The 15,171-nt window shown below is 68.1% G+C and carries 27 protein-coding genes; all 27 read left to right on the top strand.

The window, feature by feature from the left end; all coding sequences use genetic code 11:
* Positions 1–10 precede the first annotated feature (10 nt).
* Positions 11–292, top strand: a complete 282-nt coding sequence (gene rpsS, locus ACIP60_RS23100; protein WP_014136283.1) for a 30S ribosomal protein S19 — start codon at positions 11–13, stop codon at positions 290–292.
* A gap of 59 nt (positions 293–351) precedes the next feature.
* Positions 352–699 carry a 50S ribosomal protein L22 gene (rplV, locus tag ACIP60_RS23095; RefSeq protein ID WP_014136282.1) on the top strand — a complete coding sequence of 116 codons (348 nt, stop codon included), beginning with the start codon at positions 352–354 and terminating at the stop codon, positions 697–699.
* A complete protein-coding gene (rpsC, locus tag ACIP60_RS23090; protein WP_100837833.1) occupies positions 699–1,535 on the top strand; it encodes a 30S ribosomal protein S3 in 837 nt (278 codons plus the stop codon). Before rplV ends, rpsC begins: the two co-directional genes overlap by 1 nt.
* A 5-nt stretch (positions 1,536–1,540) precedes the next feature.
* Entirely contained in the window at positions 1,541–1,960 is a 420-nt protein-coding gene (gene rplP, locus ACIP60_RS23085; protein WP_030457415.1) for a 50S ribosomal protein L16, read from the top strand.
* On the top strand, positions 1,960–2,184 hold the full coding sequence (gene rpmC, locus ACIP60_RS23080) for a 50S ribosomal protein L29 (protein WP_014136279.1): 225 nt from the start codon (positions 1,960–1,962) through the stop codon (positions 2,182–2,184). The genes rplP and rpmC overlap by 1 nt, the downstream gene beginning before the upstream one ends.
* Complete coding sequence (gene rpsQ, locus ACIP60_RS23075; RefSeq protein WP_014136278.1) at positions 2,184–2,456, top strand: 30S ribosomal protein S17; 273 nt, start codon at positions 2,184–2,186, stop codon at positions 2,454–2,456. Before rpmC ends, rpsQ begins: the two co-directional genes overlap by 1 nt.
* A 102-nt stretch (positions 2,457–2,558) precedes the next feature.
* On the top strand, positions 2,559–2,930 hold the full coding sequence (gene rplN, locus ACIP60_RS23070; protein WP_030300391.1) for a 50S ribosomal protein L14: 372 nt from the start codon (positions 2,559–2,561) through the stop codon (positions 2,928–2,930).
* A gap of 15 nt (positions 2,931–2,945) precedes the next feature.
* On the top strand, positions 2,946–3,257 hold the full coding sequence (rplX, locus tag ACIP60_RS23065; protein WP_033214113.1) for a 50S ribosomal protein L24: 312 nt from the start codon (positions 2,946–2,948) through the stop codon (positions 3,255–3,257).
* The gene (gene rplE / locus ACIP60_RS23060; RefSeq protein WP_030457412.1) at positions 3,257–3,826 is read left to right on the top strand and encodes a 50S ribosomal protein L5; all 570 of its coding nucleotides are present in this window, start codon (positions 3,257–3,259) and stop codon (positions 3,824–3,826) included. Before rplX ends, rplE begins: the two co-directional genes overlap by 1 nt.
* A 3-nt stretch (positions 3,827–3,829) precedes the next feature.
* Positions 3,830–4,015, top strand: a complete 186-nt coding sequence (locus tag ACIP60_RS23055; RefSeq protein ID WP_008747480.1) for a type Z 30S ribosomal protein S14 — start codon at positions 3,830–3,832, stop codon at positions 4,013–4,015.
* A 268-nt stretch (positions 4,016–4,283) separates the two neighbouring features.
* Positions 4,284–4,691 (top strand): 30S ribosomal protein S8, encoded by a 408-nt coding sequence (rpsH, locus tag ACIP60_RS23050; RefSeq protein WP_100837834.1) that lies wholly within the window; start codon positions 4,284–4,286, stop codon positions 4,689–4,691.
* A gap of 22 nt (positions 4,692–4,713) precedes the next feature.
* Positions 4,714–5,253 (top strand): 50S ribosomal protein L6, encoded by a 540-nt coding sequence (gene rplF / locus ACIP60_RS23045; RefSeq protein WP_100837835.1) that lies wholly within the window; start codon positions 4,714–4,716, stop codon positions 5,251–5,253.
* Between the two features lie 3 nt (positions 5,254–5,256).
* Positions 5,257–5,640, top strand: a complete 384-nt coding sequence (rplR, locus tag ACIP60_RS23040) for a 50S ribosomal protein L18 (RefSeq protein ID WP_014136272.1) — start codon at positions 5,257–5,259, stop codon at positions 5,638–5,640.
* A gap of 48 nt (positions 5,641–5,688) precedes the next feature.
* Positions 5,689–6,309, top strand: coding sequence for a 30S ribosomal protein S5 (gene rpsE / locus ACIP60_RS23035; RefSeq protein ID WP_014136271.1), 621 nt, complete (start codon positions 5,689–5,691; stop codon positions 6,307–6,309).
* Positions 6,309–6,491: a 50S ribosomal protein L30 gene (rpmD, locus tag ACIP60_RS23030; protein WP_014136270.1), complete on the top strand. Its 183-nt coding sequence runs from the start codon at positions 6,309–6,311 to the stop codon at positions 6,489–6,491. The genes rpsE and rpmD overlap by 1 nt, the downstream gene beginning before the upstream one ends.
* A gap of 2 nt (positions 6,492–6,493) precedes the next feature.
* A complete protein-coding gene (rplO, locus tag ACIP60_RS23025; RefSeq protein ID WP_400687289.1) occupies positions 6,494–6,946 on the top strand; it encodes a 50S ribosomal protein L15 in 453 nt (150 codons plus the stop codon).
* 261 nt (positions 6,947–7,207) lie between these two features.
* The gene (secY, locus tag ACIP60_RS23020) at positions 7,208–8,515 is read left to right on the top strand and encodes a preprotein translocase subunit SecY (RefSeq protein WP_100837837.1); all 1,308 of its coding nucleotides are present in this window, start codon (positions 7,208–7,210) and stop codon (positions 8,513–8,515) included.
* Positions 8,515–9,174 carry an adenylate kinase gene (locus ACIP60_RS23015; RefSeq protein WP_400687287.1) on the top strand — a complete coding sequence of 220 codons (660 nt, stop codon included), beginning with the start codon at positions 8,515–8,517 and terminating at the stop codon, positions 9,172–9,174. The genes secY and ACIP60_RS23015 overlap by 1 nt, the downstream gene beginning before the upstream one ends.
* Before the next feature lie 115 nt (positions 9,175–9,289).
* A complete protein-coding gene (map, locus tag ACIP60_RS23010; protein WP_400687582.1) occupies positions 9,290–10,126 on the top strand; it encodes a type I methionyl aminopeptidase in 837 nt (278 codons plus the stop codon).
* Between the two features lie 153 nt (positions 10,127–10,279).
* Positions 10,280–10,714, top strand: a complete 435-nt coding sequence (mscL, locus tag ACIP60_RS23005; RefSeq protein WP_400687285.1) for a large conductance mechanosensitive channel protein MscL — start codon at positions 10,280–10,282, stop codon at positions 10,712–10,714.
* A gap of 192 nt (positions 10,715–10,906) precedes the next feature.
* Complete coding sequence (gene infA / locus ACIP60_RS23000) at positions 10,907–11,128, top strand: translation initiation factor IF-1 (RefSeq protein ID WP_003956442.1); 222 nt, start codon at positions 10,907–10,909, stop codon at positions 11,126–11,128.
* 35 nt (positions 11,129–11,163) lie between these two features.
* Positions 11,164–11,277 (top strand): 50S ribosomal protein L36, encoded by a 114-nt coding sequence (rpmJ, locus tag ACIP60_RS22995; RefSeq protein WP_003956441.1) that lies wholly within the window; start codon positions 11,164–11,166, stop codon positions 11,275–11,277.
* A 179-nt stretch (positions 11,278–11,456) separates the two neighbouring features.
* A complete protein-coding gene (gene rpsM / locus ACIP60_RS22990; RefSeq protein ID WP_033250918.1) occupies positions 11,457–11,837 on the top strand; it encodes a 30S ribosomal protein S13 in 381 nt (126 codons plus the stop codon).
* A 72-nt stretch (positions 11,838–11,909) separates the two neighbouring features.
* Entirely contained in the window at positions 11,910–12,317 is a 408-nt protein-coding gene (gene rpsK, locus ACIP60_RS22985) for a 30S ribosomal protein S11 (RefSeq protein ID WP_014136257.1), read from the top strand.
* A gap of 133 nt (positions 12,318–12,450) precedes the next feature.
* Positions 12,451–13,473, top strand: a complete 1,023-nt coding sequence (locus ACIP60_RS22980; RefSeq protein WP_030457404.1) for a DNA-directed RNA polymerase subunit alpha — start codon at positions 12,451–12,453, stop codon at positions 13,471–13,473.
* 128 nt (positions 13,474–13,601) lie between these two features.
* The gene (gene rplQ / locus ACIP60_RS22975; protein ID WP_100837840.1) at positions 13,602–14,102 is read left to right on the top strand and encodes a 50S ribosomal protein L17; all 501 of its coding nucleotides are present in this window, start codon (positions 13,602–13,604) and stop codon (positions 14,100–14,102) included.
* Between the two features lie 91 nt (positions 14,103–14,193).
* The gene (truA, locus tag ACIP60_RS22970; protein ID WP_400687281.1) at positions 14,194–15,168 is read left to right on the top strand and encodes a tRNA pseudouridine(38-40) synthase TruA; all 975 of its coding nucleotides are present in this window, start codon (positions 14,194–14,196) and stop codon (positions 15,166–15,168) included.
* Positions 15,169–15,171: the final 3 nt, after the last annotated feature.

Below are 15,171 nucleotides of genomic sequence, written 5' to 3'. Positions count from 1 at the left end.
AGCAGGTCAGATGCCGCGCAGTCTCAAGAAGGGCCCCTTCATCGACGACCACCTTCAGAAGAAGGTGGACGTGCAGAACGAGGCGGGCACGCAGAACGTCATCAAGACCTGGTCCCGTCGTTCCGTGATCTCGCCGGCCATGCTCGGCCACACGATCGCGGTTCACGATGGCCGCAAGCACGTCCCGGTGTTCGTCACCGAGTCGATGGTCGGCCACAAGCTCGGCGAGTTCGCTCCCACGCGCACCTTCAAGGGGCACGTGAAGGAAGACCGCAAGTCGAAGCGTCGCTAATCGCTTCCGAGCTGTAGCGCCAGAACGACAAAGTGACTTACTCCATTAAGGGGACAACCATGGAAGCCAGGGCCCAGGCGCGGTACATCCGCGTCACGCCCATGAAGGCCCGCCGCGTGGTGGACCTCATCCGTGGCCTGCCGGCCACGGAGGCCCAGGCGGTCCTGCGTTTCGCTCCGCAGGCCGCCACCGTGCCGGTCGGCAAGGTGCTCAACAGCGCCATCGCCAACGCCGCGCACAACTACAACCACTCCAACGTGGACGACCTCTACATCTCCGAGGCGTACGTTGACGAGGGTCCGACCCTGAAGCGGTTCCGTCCGCGTGCCCAGGGCCGTGCCTACCGGATCCGCAAGCGGACCAGCCACATCACCGTGGTCGTCAGCAGCAAGGAAGGGACCCGGTAATGGGCCAGAAGGTTAACCCGCACGGGTTCCGCCTCGGCATCAGCACGGACTTCAAGTCCCGCTGGTACGCCGACAAGCTGTACAAGGACTACGTCAAGGAAGACGTCGCCATCCGGCGTCTCATGACGCAGGGCATGGAGCGCGCCGGCATCTCGAAGGTGGAGATCGAGCGCACCCGTGACCGCGTCCGCGTGGACATCCACACCGCCCGCCCGGGCATCGTGATCGGCCGCCGTGGCACGGAGGCCGACAAGATCCGCGGCAAGCTGGAGAAGCTGACCGGCAAGCAGGTCCAGCTGAACATCCTCGAGGTCCGCAACCCCGAGATGGACGCCCAGCTCGTGGCCCAGGGCGTCGCGGAGCAGCTGTCCTCCCGCGTCTCCTTCCGTCGCGCCATGCGCAAGAGCATGCAGTCGACCATGAAGGCCGGCGCCAAGGGCATCAAGGTCCAGTGCTCCGGTCGTCTCGGCGGCGCCGAGATGAGCCGTTCGGAGTTCTACCGCGAGGGCCGTGTGCCGCTGCACACCCTGCGCGCGAACGTCGACTACGGCTTCTTCGAGGCCAAGACCACCTTCGGCCGCATCGGCGTGAAGGTCTGGATCTACAAGGGCGACGTCAAGAACATCGCCGAGGTCCGCGCTGAGAACGCCGCCGCCCGCTCCGGCAACCGCCCGGCCCGTCCCGAGGGCGGCCGTCCCGCCCGCGGTGGCGAGCGCGGTGGCCGTGGTGGCGAGCGCGGTGGCCGTGGCCGTCGTCCCGCCGCTGCCGAGGCCCAGGCCCCGGCCGCCGCGGTGGAGGCTCCGGCCGCCGCTGAGAACACCGGAACGGAGGCCTGACCGCAATGCTGATCCCCCGTCGGGTCAAGCACCGCAAGCAGCACCACCCGAAGCGCCGCGGCGCGGCCAAGGGTGGCACCGAGCTGGCGTTCGGCCAGTTCGGCATCCAGGCCGTGACCCCGGCCTACGTGACGAACCGCCAGATCGAGTCCGCTCGTATCGCGATCACCCGTCACATCCGTCGTGGCGGCAAGGTCTGGATCAACATCTACCCGGACCGCCCGCTCACCAAGAAGCCGGCCGAGACCCGCATGGGTTCCGGTAAGGGTTCGCCGGAGTGGTGGATCGCGAACGTGCACCCGGGTCGGGTCATGTTCGAACTGTCGTACCCGAACGAGAAGATTGCTCGCGAGGCGCTCACCCGTGCCGCGCACAAGCTTCCGATGAAGTGCCGGATCGTTCGGCGCGAGGACGGTGAGAGCTGATGTCGGCCGCTACCAAGGCTGCTGAGCTTCGCGAACTGGACAACGAGGGCCTCGTTGCCAAGCTCCGTGAGGCCAAGGAGGAGCTGTTCAACCTCCGCTTCCAGGCGGCGACCGGGCAGCTCGACAACCACGGACGGCTCCGGCTGGTCCGTAAGGACATCGCGCGGATCTACACCCTGATGCGCGAGCGCGAGCTGGGCATCGAGACGGTGGAGAACGCCTGATGACTGAGAACACCAACGAGACGCGCGGCTTCCGCAAGACCCGTGAGGGTCTCGTCGTCAGCGACAAGATGGACAAGACCGTCGTCGTCGCCGTCGAGGACCGCGTCAAGCACGCGCTGTACGGCAAGGTCATCCGCCGTACCAACAAGCTGAAGGCGCACGACGAGCAGAACGCGTGCGGTGTCGGCGACCGTGTCCTCCTGATGGAGACCCGGCCGCTGTCCGCGACGAAGCGCTGGCGCGTCGTCGAGATCCTCGAGAAGGCCAAGTAACAAGGTTGTTCGCGGTACGGCCGTATGTGCACCAGGCCCCCAGGGGCGCGGGTGTGAGCAGCGGCCGGCCCGTCAACACTTGTTGACGATCAGGAGAAAGCTGTGATCCAGCAGGAGTCGCGACTGCGCGTCGCCGACAACACGGGTGCCAAGGAGATTCTCTGCATCCGCGTTCTCGGTGGCTCCGGTCGCCGCTACGCCGGTATCGGGGACGTCATCGTCGCCACCGTCAAGGACGCGATCCCCGGCGGTTCGGTGAAGAAGGGCGACGTCGTCAAGTGCGTCGTCGTTCGCACCGTCAAGGAGCGCCGCCGTCCGGACGGTTCGTACATCCGCTTCGACGAGAACGCCGCTGTGGTTCTCAAGAACACCGATGGCGACCCCCGCGGTACCCGCATCTTCGGCCCGGTGGGCCGCGAGCTGCGTGACAAGAAGTTCATGAAGATCATCTCGCTGGCGCCGGAGGTGCTCTGACCCATGGCGAACAGCATGAAGATCAAGAAGGGTGACCTGGTCCAGGTCATCACCGGCAAGGACAAGGGCAAGCAGGGCAAGGTCATCCAGGCCATCCCCGCCGAGAACAAGGTCCTGGTCGAGGGTGTCAACCGGGTCAAGAAGCACACCAAGCCGGGCCCCGGCACCCAGGGTGGCATCGTGACCGTCGAGGCCCCGGTGCACGTCTCCAACGTCCAGCTGGTCGTGGAGAAGGACGGCAAGAAGGTCGTCACCCGCGTCGGCTACCGCTTTGACGACCAGGGCAACAAGATCCGCGTTGCCAAGCGGACCGGTGAGGACATCTGATGTCTGAGACGACTGTTGAGAAGGTGACCCCCCGCCTCAAGGAGAAGTACCTCTCCGAGGTCAAGGGTCAGCTGCACGAGCAGTTCTCGTACGAGAACGTCATGCTGATCCCCGGCCTGGTCAAGGTCGTGGTCAACATGGGTGTCGGCGAAGCCGCCCGTGACAGCAAGCTGATCGAGGGTGCCATCAAGGACCTGACCGCGATCACCGGTCAGAAGCCGGCCGTCACCAAGGCCCGCAAGTCCATCGCGCAGTTCAAGCTGCGCGAGGGTCAGCCGATCGGCGCCCACGTCACCCTCCGCGGTGACCGCATGTGGGAGTTCGTGGACCGTCTGGTGTCGCTGGCGCTGCCGCGTATCCGTGACTTCCGCGGCCTCTCGCCCAAGCAGTTCGACGGCCGTGGCAACTACACCTTCGGTCTGACCGAGCAGGTCATGTTCCACGAGATCGACCAGGACAAGGTCGACCGTCAGCGCGGTATGGACATCACCGTCGTGACCACCGCTCAGACCGACGATGAGGGCCGGGCGCTCCTGCGCGCTCTGGGCTTCCCGTTCAAGGAGGCGTGAGCCATGGCGAAGAAGGCCCTGATCGCTAAGTCCGAGCGCAAGCCGAAGTTCGGCGTCCGGGCGTACACCCGGTGCCAGCGCTGCGGCCGTCCGCACTCGGTGTACCGCAAGTTCGGCCTCTGCCGCGTGTGCCTCCGTGAGATGGCGCACCGCGGCGAGCTGCCGGGCGTGACCAAGAGCTCCTGGTAGTCACTACCGGTCGTTCTGACATCGGCGAGCAGCGTGCCCGACCTCGACGCTTTTGGGTTCCCGGAGGGGATCCCGTAAGGTGTTGGGGTCGGGCCCCTGCTGCGGCGTCCCCTCCGGGGCGATCCGCGGCCCTCATCCGAGGGTCCGCACACACCCAGTCTTACTACGTCGCAGGTCCCCTGCGCTTGTGCCCCTTTCGCACTCCAGCGAGTGCGCGGAGGGGGACCTGGCGCGGAGAAACCACGGCGGGAGAGGCCTGAGGCCATCCATGACCATGACCGACCCCATCGCAGACATGCTCACTCGTCTGCGTAACGCGAACTCGGCGTACCACGACTCCGTGGCGATGCCGGCCAGCAAGATCAAGGCGCACGTCGCCGAGATCCTGCAGCAGGAGGGGTACATCTCCTCCTACAAGGTTGAGGAGCCCGCCGAGAACGAGGTCGGCAAGAAGCTGACCATCGAGCTCAAGTTCGGCCCCAACCGCGAGCGTTCCATCGCCGGCATCAAGCGCATCAGCAAGCCGGGTCTGCGTGTGTACGCAAAGTCCACCAACCTGCCGAAGGTGCTCGGCGGCCTGGGCGTGGCGATCATCTCCACGTCCTCCGGCCTCCTCACCGACAAGCAGGCCGCCAAGAAGGGCGTAGGCGGAGAAGTTCTCGCCTACGTCTGGTAATTCGGGAAACGGAGGTACAGCAATGTCGCGCATTGGACGGCTGCCCATCCAGGTTCCCGCTGGTGTGGACGTCACCATCGACGGCCAGACGGTCTCGGTGAAGGGCCCCAAGGGTTCGCTCACCCACGTCGTCGCCGCGCCGATCGAGATCGGCAAGGGCGAGGACGGCACGCTGCTCGTCACCCGCCCCAACGACGAGCGTCAGTCGAAGGCCCTGCACGGCCTGTCGCGCACGCTGGTGGCGAACATGATCACCGGCGTGACCGCGGGCTACCGGAAGTCGCTGGAGATCAGCGGCGTCGGCTACCGAGTCACGGCGAAGGGCTCCGACATGGAGTTCGCGCTGGGCTACAGCCACCCCATCCTGGTCACCGCGCCGGAGGGGATCTCCTTCGTCGTCGAGACGCCCACCAAGTTCCACGTGGACGGCACCGACAAGCAGAAGGTCGGCGAGGTCGCCGCGAAGATCCGCAAGCTGCGCAAGCCCGACCCGTACAAGGCCAAGGGCGTCAAGTACGCGGGCGAGGTCATCCGCCGCAAGGTCGGAAAGAGTGGTAAGTAAGCGATGAGCGTCTCTGTCAAGATCGGCAAGGGCAACGCCTACAAGAACGCCGCCCGCAAGCGCCGCGCCATTCGCGTTCGCAAGCGCGTCGTCGGCACCGAGGTGCGTCCGCGCCTCGTCGTGACGCGTTCGAACCGCCACATGGTCGCCCAGGTCATCGACGACGCCAAGGGTCACACCCTGGCGTCGGCGTCCACCCTCGACGTGTCCATCAAGGGCACCGAGGGCGACAAGACCGAGCTGGCCAAGAAGGTCGGAAGCCTGGTCGCCGAGCGCGCCAAGGCCGCCGGCGTCGAGTCGGTCGTCTTCGACCGCGCGGGCAACCGGTACGCCGGCCGCATCGCCGCCCTGGCGGACGCGGCCCGCGAGTCCGGGCTCGACTTCTAAGCCGCTCGTCGACCCTGTCGACGGACGTAAACGAGAGAGGTAATTCCAATGGCTGGACCCCAGCGCCGCGGTAGCGGCGCCGGCGGCGGCACCGGTGGCGAGCGGCGCGACCGCAAGCGTGACGACCGGGGCGGCGCCCCCGTCGCCGAGAAGACCGCTTACGTCGAGCGCGTCGTCGCGATCAACCGTGTCGCCAAGGTTGTCAAGGGTGGTCGTCGTTTCAGCTTCACCGCGCTGGTCGTGGTGGGCGACGGTGACGGCACCGTGGGTGTCGGTTACGGCAAGGCGAAGGAGGTTCCGGCCGCCATCGCCAAGGGTGTTGAGGAGGCCAAGAAGAACTTCTTCAAGGTCCCCCGTATCCAGGGCACCATCCCGCACCCGATCCAGGGCGAGAAGGCCGCCGGCGTCGTGCTGCTGAAGCCGGCGTCCCCCGGTACCGGCGTCATCGCCGGTGGCCCGGTGCGTGCCGTCCTGGAGTGCGCCGGCGTTCACGACATCCTGTCGAAGTCGCTCGGCTCGGACAACGCGATCAACATCGTGCACGCCACCGTGGCCGCTCTGAAGGGCCTCGTGCGCCCCGAGGAGATCGCCGCCCGCCGTGGCCTGCCCCTGGAGGACGTGGCCCCGGCCGCGCTGCTCCGGGCCCGTGCGGCTGGGGTGAGCGCCTGATGGCTCGCCTGAAGGTCACCCAGACCAAGTCGTACATCGGTAGCAAGCAGAACCACCGTGACACCCTGCGTTCGCTCGGCCTGAAGCGGCTGAACGACACCGTGGTGAAGGAGGACCGCCCGGAGATCCGCGGCATGGTCCACACCGTTCGCCACCTCGTCACGGTCGAGGAGGTGGACTGATCATGACGGACTCGCCGATCAAGCTCCACAACCTGAAGCCCGCCCCGGGTGCCAAGAAGGACAAGATCCGTGTTGGTCGCGGTGAGGGCTCCAAGGGCAAGACTGCAGGTCGTGGTACCAAGGGCACCAAGGCCCGCTACCAGGTTCCGCAGCGCTTCGAGGGTGGCCAGATGCCGCTCCACATGCGCCTGCCGAAGCTGAAGGGCTTCAAGAACCCGGCCCACAAGCAGTTCCAGGTCGTGAACCTGGACAAGCTGGCCGAGCTCTACCCGAACGGTGGCGAGGTCACCGTGGCCGACCTGATCGCGAAGGGCGCCGTTCGCAAGAACGAGCTCGTCAAGGTCCTCGGCCAGGGCGACATCGCGGTGGCGCTGCAGGTGACGGTCGACGCCGTCTCCGGCTCCGCGGCCGAGAAGATCGCCGCGGCCGGCGGTTCGGTCACCGAACTGCTCTGACGCGGTAGATCCGACGCACGGAACGACACCGGGCCCCGCGCCCCTCTTGCGAAAGGGGGGCCGGGGCCCGGTGCCGTTCCGGCCGGAGCCGCCGCTCCGTATTTGTGTGTCAAACCCGGGCAAGCCGTACCCCGTGAGTGGGGGAGCGGCCGCACGCGCTTCTTTCCGGGACCCGGGCACTGTTAGAGTCCGTGAAGTTCCCTTTCCCCACATCAGGACCGACCCTTCCGCCGACGACGCGCGGGAGGCGCAGGAGGCACCGTGCTCAGTGCGTTCGCGCGGGCGTTCCAGACGCCCGACCTGCGCAAGAAGCTGCTGTTCACGCTGGGCATCATGGTGCTGTTCCGGCTGGGCGCCCACGTCCCCATGCCCGGAATCAACTTCCAGGCCGTCCACGCGTGCGTCAACGGGCAGAAGGAAGGCCTGTTCGGGCTGGTCAACCTGTTCAGCGGCAACGCGCTGCTACAGCTGACCATCTTCGCGCTCGGCATCATGCCGTACATCACGGCCAGCATCATCCTGCAGCTCCTCACCGTGGTCATCCCGCGGCTGGAGGCCCTGAAGAAGGAGGGGCAGGCCGGCACCGCGAAGATCACCCAGTACACCCGCTACCTGACGATCGCCCTCGCCGTGCTCCAGGGCACCGGCATCCTGGCGACCGCCTCCAGCGGCGCGCTGTTCTCCGGCTGCGCCGAGGGCAACAACATCGTGCCGGACCAGTCGATCTTCCGGATCGCCACCATGGTCATCATCATGACCGCCGGCACCACCGTGATCATGTGGCTGGGCGAGCTGATCACCGACCGCGGCATCGGCAACGGCATGTCGATCCTGATCTTCACCTCGATCGCGGCGGGCTTCCCCGGCTCGATGTGGGCGATCAAGCAGTCCGGCAAGCTGCTGGACGGCTGGGGCGAGTTCGCCTCGGTCATCGCGGTCGGCATCATCGTGGTCTGCCTGGTCATCTTCGTCGAGCAGGCCCAGCGCCGGATCCCGGTGCAGTACGCGAAGCGGATGGTGGGCCGCCGGTCCTTCGGCGGCACCTCGACCTACATCCCGCTGAAGGTCAACCAGGCGGGCGTGATCCCGGTCATCTTCGCCTCCTCGCTGCTGTACATCCCGGCGCTGGTGGTGCAGCTGACCAACTCCCAGTCGGGCTGGGCGGTCTGGATCCGGAACCACTTCGTCAAGGGCGACCACCCGGTCTACATGGCGACCTACTTCGTGCTGATCGTCTTCTTCGCCTTCTTCTACGTCGCGATCTCCTTCAACCCCGAAGAAGTTGCGGACAACATGAAGAAGTATGGTGGGTTCATCCCGGGCATCCGGGCCGGCCGACCGACGGCCGAGTACCTGAACTACGTGCTCACCCGCATCACGTGGCCGGGTTCCCTCTACCTGGGCCTCATCGCGTTGATCCCGATGGTCGCCCTGGTCGCCTTCGGACAGCAGACCAACTTCCCGTTCGGCGGCACCTCCGTGCTCATCGTCGTCGGTGTCGGACTCGAAACTGTGAAGCAGATCGAGAGCCAACTCCAGCAGCGCAATTACGAAGGGTTCCTCCGCTGATGCGAATCGTCCTCGTCGGACCCCCCGGGGCCGGGAAGGGTACTCAGGCGCACGTCCTGGCCAAGACCCTGTCCATTCCCCACATCTCCACCGGTGACCTGTTCCGTGCCAACATCAGCCAGGGCACCCCCCTGGGTGTCGAGGCGAAGTCCTACATGGACGCCGGGCGCCTGGTGCCCGACGAGGTCACCATCGGGATGGCCAAGGACCGCATGCTCCAGCCGGACGCCGCCAAGGGCTTCCTGCTGGACGGCTTCCCGCGCAACCTGGGCCAGGCGGAGGCGCTCGACGCCTTCCTGGCCGAGCAGGGCATCGCGCTGGACGGCGTGCTGGACCTGGAGGTCTCCGAGGACGAGGTCGTCAAGCGGATTGCCGGCCGCCGGCTGTGCCGCAACGACGGCTCCCACGTGTTCCACGTGGTGTACAACCCGCCGAAGACCGAGGGCGTCTGCGACGAGTGCGGCGGCGAGCTGTACCAGCGCTCGGACGACACCGAGGAGGCCGTGCGGGTCCGGCTGGAGGAGTACCACTCCAAGACCGAGCCGATCATCGGCTACTACCAGGAGCAGGGCCTGCTGGTCACCATCCCCGCCCTCGGCAAGGTGGACGAGGTGACCGAGCGCGCGGTCGCCGCCCTGGAGCAGAAGAAGAGCGCCTGACGCCGCACGGCGCCGCGTGAGACGGCCGGGTCGCCCCGAAGCGGGCGGCCCGGCCGTCTCGTGCGTCGTACGGTGGAGGGCAGTCCGAATTCAGAACGTGGAAGGCGTGGACCAGATGGTGGAGATCAAGACCCCCGAGCAGATCGCCAAGATGCGGGCGGCCGGGCTGGTCGTCGCCGAGGCGCTGAAGGCCTGCCGCGAGGCGGTCGCCCCGGGGGTGACCACCGGCGAGCTGAACGAGGTCGCCGACGCGGTCATCGCCAAGCACGGCGCCACCTCCAACTTCCGCGCCGACCACGGCGGTCTCTGGTTCCCGGGCGTGATCTGCGCCTCGGTGAACGAGGAGGTCGTGCACGGCATCCCCGGCGAGCGGGTGCTGAAGGCCGGCGACCTGATCTCGATCGACTGCGGCGCGATCCTGGACGGCTGGCACGGCGACGCGGCGATCACCGTCGCGGTCGGCGGGACCGCCGCCGAGAACGTGATGCTGTCGAAGGTCACCGAGGGCTCGATGTGGGCCGGCATCGCCCAGATGAAGAAGGGCAACCGGCTGGTCGACGTCTCCCGGGCGATCGAGGGCTTCATCCGCCGCCAGCCGCTGCCGCCCAAGGGCAAGTGGGGCATCACCGAGGGCTACGGCGGCCACGGCATCGGCACCGCGATGCACATGGAGCCGCACGTGCTGAACTACGTCGCGGGCCGCGGCAAGGGCATGAAGCTGGTGCCCGGCACGGTGCTGGCGATCGAGCCGATGGTCTCGCTGGGCACCCCGCACACCGCGGTGCTGGAGGACGACTGGACGGTCGTCACCACCGACGGCACCTGGGCCTCGCACTGGGAGCACTCGGTGGCCGTCACCGAGCAGGGCCCGCTGGTGCTGACCGCCTTCGACGGCGGCAGGGCCGAGCTGGCCAAGCTGGGCGTCACCGCGGCGCCGGACCCGCTGGGCTGAGCGCCCCGGCGGGGGAGCGGACGGGTGCGGGCGCGCCGGGCTGAGGGACTTCTCTCACCGCGGCCGGATCGGGGCCCGGGGGTTTGGTCCTCCGGGCCCCTTGTCCTATTTTCGTCAGCTGACACCCGCAGCAACCCCAGGGGAGAGAAGACAGTGCTCAAGGGCTTCCGCGACTTCATGATGCGCGGCAACGTCATCGACATGGCCGTCGGTGTGGTCATCGGTGCCGCGTTCACCGGCGTGGTGACCGGCTTCGTCAGCGCGTTCCTGACCCCGGTGCTCGGCGTGGTGGTCGGCGCGGCCGGCGACTTCAGCGCCTACAAGTTCCACGTCGCGGGCGTCATCTTCCCGTACGGCCAGTTCCTGAACGTGCTGATCGCGTTCGTGCTGACCGCCGCGGTGCTGTACTTCTGCGTGGTGCTGCCGGTCTCCAAGGCCACCGCCCGGTACCTGCCGAAGAAGCCCTCGGTGCCCAAGCGCCCCTGCCCCGAGTGCCTGACCGAGATCCCGGAGGCGGCCCGCCGCTGCTCGGCGTGCACCGCCGTGGTCGAGCCGGCCGTCCCGGTCCAGGTCGCCGCGAAGCGCTGAGCCGGTGCGCGGCGCCGCCGGGCGCTGATTTCGCTCCGGCGCGGTGCTTGGTTTACGATGGTGCGTCGGCTCTCTCGTAGCGTGTTCCCGCACGCCCTCAGCCCAGGGGAATCCCCCGGGCGGAGGTGAAGCCTGGTTCGCACGAGCGTTCCGCATACGGTAGCCGGACCCGAAGGGTGGATCTCGCAGTTCATGGCTAAGAAGCAAGGCGCCATTGAGATCGAGGGCACCGTGATCGAGTCTCTTCCGAACGCGATGTTCAAGGTCGAGCTGCAGAACGGTCACAAGGTCCTCGCGCACATCAGCGGCAAGATGCGCATGCACTACATCCGCATCCTCCCGGATGACCGGGTCGTGGTGGAGCTCAGCCCCTACGACCTGACCCGCGGCCGGATCGTCTACCGCTACAAGTAACAACCGCCAGATCTAGACCCCGGAGAACCTGAATCATGAAGGTCAAGCCGAGCGTCAAGAAGATCTGCGACAAGTGCAAGGTGATCCGCCGCCACGGCCGGGTCATGGTGATCTGCGACAACCTGCGCCACAAGCAGCGCCAGGGCTGACGCCACCCCCCCAGCATTTCTCGTAGGACCTTCGCGCGACGCGCACCAACGTCATACGCGGGCCGCCCGATCCGTCCGATGGACGGACTGCCACCCCCGGTCAGAGGCCGGGGCTCCCTGTCGAGAGACAGCGAGTAGGCGGCACGTCAGACCTCTGAAAAGAACCACAGGAGCCTTGAATGGCACGCCTTTCCGGCGTTGATCTCCCCCGCGAGAAGCGGATCGAGATCGCCCTCACCTACGTCTACGGCATCGGCAAGACCCGCGCCCAGCAGGCGCTCGCCGAGACCGGCGTGAGCGGTGACATCCGCGTCCGCGACATCAGCGAGGACGACCTCGTCAAGCTGCAGAAGTTCGTGGACGCGAACTTCGAGGTCGAGGGTGACCTCCGCCGCCAGGTCGCCGCCGACATCCGCCGCAAGGTCGAGATCGGCTGCTACGAGGGCCTGCGCCACCGTCGCGGTCTGCCCGTCCGCGGCCAGCGCACCCACACCAACGCGCGTACCCGCAAGGGCCCGCGTCGCGCGATCGCCGGCAAGAAGAAGCCGGGCAAGAAGTAGTCCGTCCCGTCACCGGACATCCCTCCGGCCCGCGGGTCAGCGGACCGACCACCTCAGTAGGAGAACAGACTTATGCCCCCCAAGGGTCGTCAGGCTGCCGGCGCGAAGAAGATCCGCCGCAAGGAGAAGAAGAACGTCGCCCACGGGCACGCTCACATCAAGAGCACGTTCAACAACACCATCGTTTCGATCACCGACCCCTCGGGCAACGTGATCTCCTGGGCCTCGGCCGGCCACGTCGGTTTCAAGGGCTCGCGCAAGTCCACCCCGTTCGCCGCGCAGATGGCCGCCGAGGCCGCTGCCCGTCGCGCGCAGGAGCACGGCATGCGCAAGGTCGACGTCTTCGTCAAGGGTCCGGGCTCCGGCCGTGAGACCGCGATCCGCTCGCTCCAGGCCACCGGCCTGGAGGTGGGCTCGATCCAGGACGTCACCCCCACCCCGCACAACGGCTGCCGTCCGCCGAAGCGCCGCCGCGTCTGACGCGACGCCTGGGATCACCAGGCGGTCGGTGTTTTAAACCTGGTACGGGGTCCCGTTCTTCGCGGGACCCCGTACGCTTGAGTTCTGTCGGCATCAAATAGTGGGTGCCGAAGACAACTGGAGGATCCAGAACATGCTGATCGCTCAGCGTCCGTCGCTGACCGAAGAGGTCGTCGACGAGTTCCGCTCGCGGTTCGTGATCGAGCCGCTCGAGCCGGGCTTCGGCTACACCCTCGGCAACTCGCTCCGCCGCACGCTCCTCTCCTCGATCCCCGGTGCCGCCGTCACCAGCATCCGGATCGACGGCGTCCTGCACGAGTTCACCACCGTGCCGGGCGTCAAGGAGGACGTCACCGACCTCATCCTGAACATCAAGCAGCTGGTCGTCTCCTCGGAGCACGACGAGCCGGTCGTGATGTACCTGCGCAAGCAGGGCCCGGGTGTGGTCACCGCCGCCGACATCGCGCCCCCGGCCGGTGTCGAGGTGCACAACCCCGAGCTGGTCCTCGCCACCCTGAACGGCAAGGGCAAGCTGGAGATGGAGCTGACCGTCGAGCGCGGTCGCGGCTACGTCTCCGCCGTGCAGAACAAGGCCTCGGGCCAGGAGATCGGCCGCATCCCGGTCGACTCCATCTACAGCCCGGTGCTCAAGGTCACCTACAAGGTCGAGGCGACCCGTGTCGAGCAGCGCACCGACTTCGACAAGCTGATCGTCGACGTCGAGACCAAGCCTGCCATGCGTCCGCGCGACGCGATGGCCTCGGCCGGCAAGACCCTGGTCGAGCTGTTCGGCCTGGCCCGCGAGCTGAACGTCGACGCCGAGGGCATCGACATGGGCCCGTCCCCGACGGACGCCGCCCTGGCCGCGGACCTGGCGCTGCCGATCGAGGAGCTGGAACTCACCGTCCGCTCCTACAACTGCCTCAAGCGCGAGGGCATCCACACCGTGGGTGAGCTCGTCGCCCGCTCGGAGGCCGACCTGCTCGACATCCGCAACTTCGGTGCGAAGTCGATCGACGAGGTCAAGGCGAAGCTGGCCGGCATGGGCCTGGCCCTCAAGGACAGCCCGCCCGGGTTCGACCCGACCGCCGCCGCCGACGCCTTCGGCGCCGACGACCTGGACGACCAGGGCTACGCGGAGACCGAGCAGTACTGAGTTTCGGCACCGGAGGCGGCCCGCTGAGGACCGCCTCCGGTGGCGCGAGAAAGTCGTGCGGACGCGGTGTCCGCACGCCCGCCGCGGTACCTGGTACGGCCGCGGTCGGAGATTCGAGGAGCTAAGTCATGCCCCGTCCCACCAAGGGCGCCCGCCTCGGCGGCGGCCCGCACCACGAGCCGCTGCTGCTGGCCGGCCTGGCCCGCGAGCTGTTCCAGTACGGCCGCATCACCACCACCGAGGCCAAGGCCCGCCGCCTGCGCCCGCTGGCGGAGAAGCTGATCACCAAGGCGAAGAAGGGCGACATCCACAACCGTCGCCTGGTGCGCAAGACCATCACCGACGTGTCGGTCCTGCACACCCTCTTCACCGAGATCGCCCCGCGGTTCGAGAACCGCCCCGGCGGCTACACCCGCATCACCAAGATCGGCGGTCGCCGCGGCGACAACGCGCCGATGGCCGTGATCGAGCTGGTCGAGGGCGAGATCGCCACCAAGGCGACCGTCGCCGAGGCCGAGGCCGCCACCAAGCGCTCCGTCAAGGAGGCCGAGACCAAGGCCGCCGAGACCAAGGCCGCCGAGGCCGAGGAGACCAAGGCCGACGAGGCCGCCGAGACCACCGAGGCCTGAGCCTCCCGGTAGGTCTTCGTCCGGGCCCGCCCTCCCGCTCGTCGGGGGAGCGGGCCCGTTCGCTTTCCGCTTGTCAGACAGGGGAGTTGGAGTGGTGAACGACTGCGCCGAGCTGCCGCCGGTGAAGGACGGCCCGGCGGACGGGCACACCCGGGTCCGGCTGGACCTCGCCTACCACGGCGCGGAGTTCTCCGGCTGGGCCCGGCAGCGCGAACGGCGCACCGTGCAGGGCGAGTTGGAGGACGCGCTGCGGATCGTGCTGCGCAGCGAGGAGAACTTCCCGCTGACCGTGGCCGGCCGCACCGACGCCGGGGTGCACGCCCGCGGCCAGGTCGCCCACGTCGACCTCCCCGACGGGCTGTGGGCCCAGCACGGCGCCAAGCTGCTGCGCCGGCTGGCCGGCCGGCTGCCGGCCGACGTCCGGGTGTACCGGGTCGCCGAGGCGCCGCACGGCTTCGACGCCCGGTTCGCGGCGGTCTGGCGGCGCTACGCGTACCGGGTGGCCGACCACCCCGGCGGGGTCGACCCGCTGCTGCGCGGCCACGTCCTCTGGCACGACCGGCCGCTGGACCTGGAGCGGATGAACGAGGCGGCGGCGCTGCTGGTCGGCGAGCACGACTTCGCGGCGTACTGCAAGAAGCGCGAGGGCGCGACCACCATCCGCACCCTGCTGGAGCTGCGCTGGGACCGGGTGCCGATCGACCCGTACGCGGCCCAGGAGGGCTCGCTGGCGGTGGCCACGGTGCGGGCGGACGCCTTCTGCCACAACATGGTGCGCGCCCTGGTCGGGGCGATGCTGCTGGTCGGCGACGGGCACCGGCCGGTGGGGTTCCCGGGCGAGGTGCTGGCCGGCGGGGTGCGCAACTCCGCGGTCAACGTGATCCGGCCGCACGGGCTGACCCTGGAGGAGGTCGGCTACCCGGCCGACGAACTGCTCGCGGAGCGCAACCGCGTCTCGCGCCGGCTGCGGACGCTGGGCGAACCGGCCGGGAACGCCGCCGGGGGCGCCGTCGGGGACGCGACCGGGGGCGCCGCCGCGCGGACGCCGGGCGAACCGGCCGGGTAATCC

Origin of the sequence: Kitasatospora sp. NPDC088783 (genome assembly GCF_044750705.1) — a bacterium.
Taxonomy (GTDB): Bacteria; Actinomycetota; Actinomycetes; order Streptomycetales; family Streptomycetaceae; genus Kitasatospora; species Kitasatospora fiedleri.
Note: the sequence above shows the minus strand (reverse complement) of the source record. Positions and strands in the feature narration are given on the sequence as shown.

Excerpts from the sequence above, each read along its gene's own strand:
- ACIP60_RS23015 (WP_400687287.1), top strand. The coding sequence starts at position 8,515 with ATGCGAATCGTCCTCGTCGGACCCCCCGGGGCCGGGAAGGGTACTCAG.
- rplR (WP_014136272.1), top strand. The coding sequence starts at position 5,257 with ATGAGCGTCTCTGTCAAGATCGGCAAGGGCAACGCCTACAAGAACGCC.
- rpsS (WP_014136283.1), top strand. The coding sequence starts at position 11 with ATGCCGCGCAGTCTCAAGAAGGGCCCCTTCATCGACGACCACCTTCAG.
- rpmJ (WP_003956441.1), top strand. The coding sequence starts at position 11,164 with ATGAAGGTCAAGCCGAGCGTCAAGAAGATCTGCGACAAGTGCAAGGTG.
- rplX (WP_033214113.1), top strand. The coding sequence starts at position 2,946 with ATGAAGATCAAGAAGGGTGACCTGGTCCAGGTCATCACCGGCAAGGAC.
- rplE (WP_030457412.1), top strand. The coding sequence starts at position 3,257 with ATGTCTGAGACGACTGTTGAGAAGGTGACCCCCCGCCTCAAGGAGAAG.
- ACIP60_RS23055 (WP_008747480.1), top strand. The coding sequence starts at position 3,830 with ATGGCGAAGAAGGCCCTGATCGCTAAGTCCGAGCGCAAGCCGAAGTTC.
- rpsM (WP_033250918.1), top strand. The coding sequence starts at position 11,457 with ATGGCACGCCTTTCCGGCGTTGATCTCCCCCGCGAGAAGCGGATCGAG.
- rpsQ (WP_014136278.1), top strand. The coding sequence starts at position 2,184 with ATGACTGAGAACACCAACGAGACGCGCGGCTTCCGCAAGACCCGTGAG.
- rplF (WP_100837835.1), top strand. The coding sequence starts at position 4,714 with ATGTCGCGCATTGGACGGCTGCCCATCCAGGTTCCCGCTGGTGTGGAC.
- rpsC (WP_100837833.1), top strand. The coding sequence starts at position 699 with ATGGGCCAGAAGGTTAACCCGCACGGGTTCCGCCTCGGCATCAGCACG.
- rplV (WP_014136282.1), top strand. The coding sequence starts at position 352 with ATGGAAGCCAGGGCCCAGGCGCGGTACATCCGCGTCACGCCCATGAAG.
- rpmC (WP_014136279.1), top strand. The coding sequence starts at position 1,960 with ATGTCGGCCGCTACCAAGGCTGCTGAGCTTCGCGAACTGGACAACGAG.
- rpsE (WP_014136271.1), top strand. The coding sequence starts at position 5,689 with ATGGCTGGACCCCAGCGCCGCGGTAGCGGCGCCGGCGGCGGCACCGGT.
- rpsH (WP_100837834.1), top strand. The coding sequence starts at position 4,284 with ATGACCATGACCGACCCCATCGCAGACATGCTCACTCGTCTGCGTAAC.
- rplQ (WP_100837840.1), top strand. The coding sequence starts at position 13,602 with ATGCCCCGTCCCACCAAGGGCGCCCGCCTCGGCGGCGGCCCGCACCAC.
- rplP (WP_030457415.1), top strand. The coding sequence starts at position 1,541 with ATGCTGATCCCCCGTCGGGTCAAGCACCGCAAGCAGCACCACCCGAAG.
- rpmD (WP_014136270.1), top strand. The coding sequence starts at position 6,309 with ATGGCTCGCCTGAAGGTCACCCAGACCAAGTCGTACATCGGTAGCAAG.
- rpsK (WP_014136257.1), top strand. The coding sequence starts at position 11,910 with ATGCCCCCCAAGGGTCGTCAGGCTGCCGGCGCGAAGAAGATCCGCCGC.
- ACIP60_RS22980 (WP_030457404.1), top strand. The coding sequence starts at position 12,451 with ATGCTGATCGCTCAGCGTCCGTCGCTGACCGAAGAGGTCGTCGACGAG.
- rplO (WP_400687289.1), top strand. The coding sequence starts at position 6,494 with ATGACGGACTCGCCGATCAAGCTCCACAACCTGAAGCCCGCCCCGGGT.
- map (WP_400687582.1), top strand. The coding sequence starts at position 9,290 with ATGGTGGAGATCAAGACCCCCGAGCAGATCGCCAAGATGCGGGCGGCC.
- infA (WP_003956442.1), top strand. The coding sequence starts at position 10,907 with ATGGCTAAGAAGCAAGGCGCCATTGAGATCGAGGGCACCGTGATCGAG.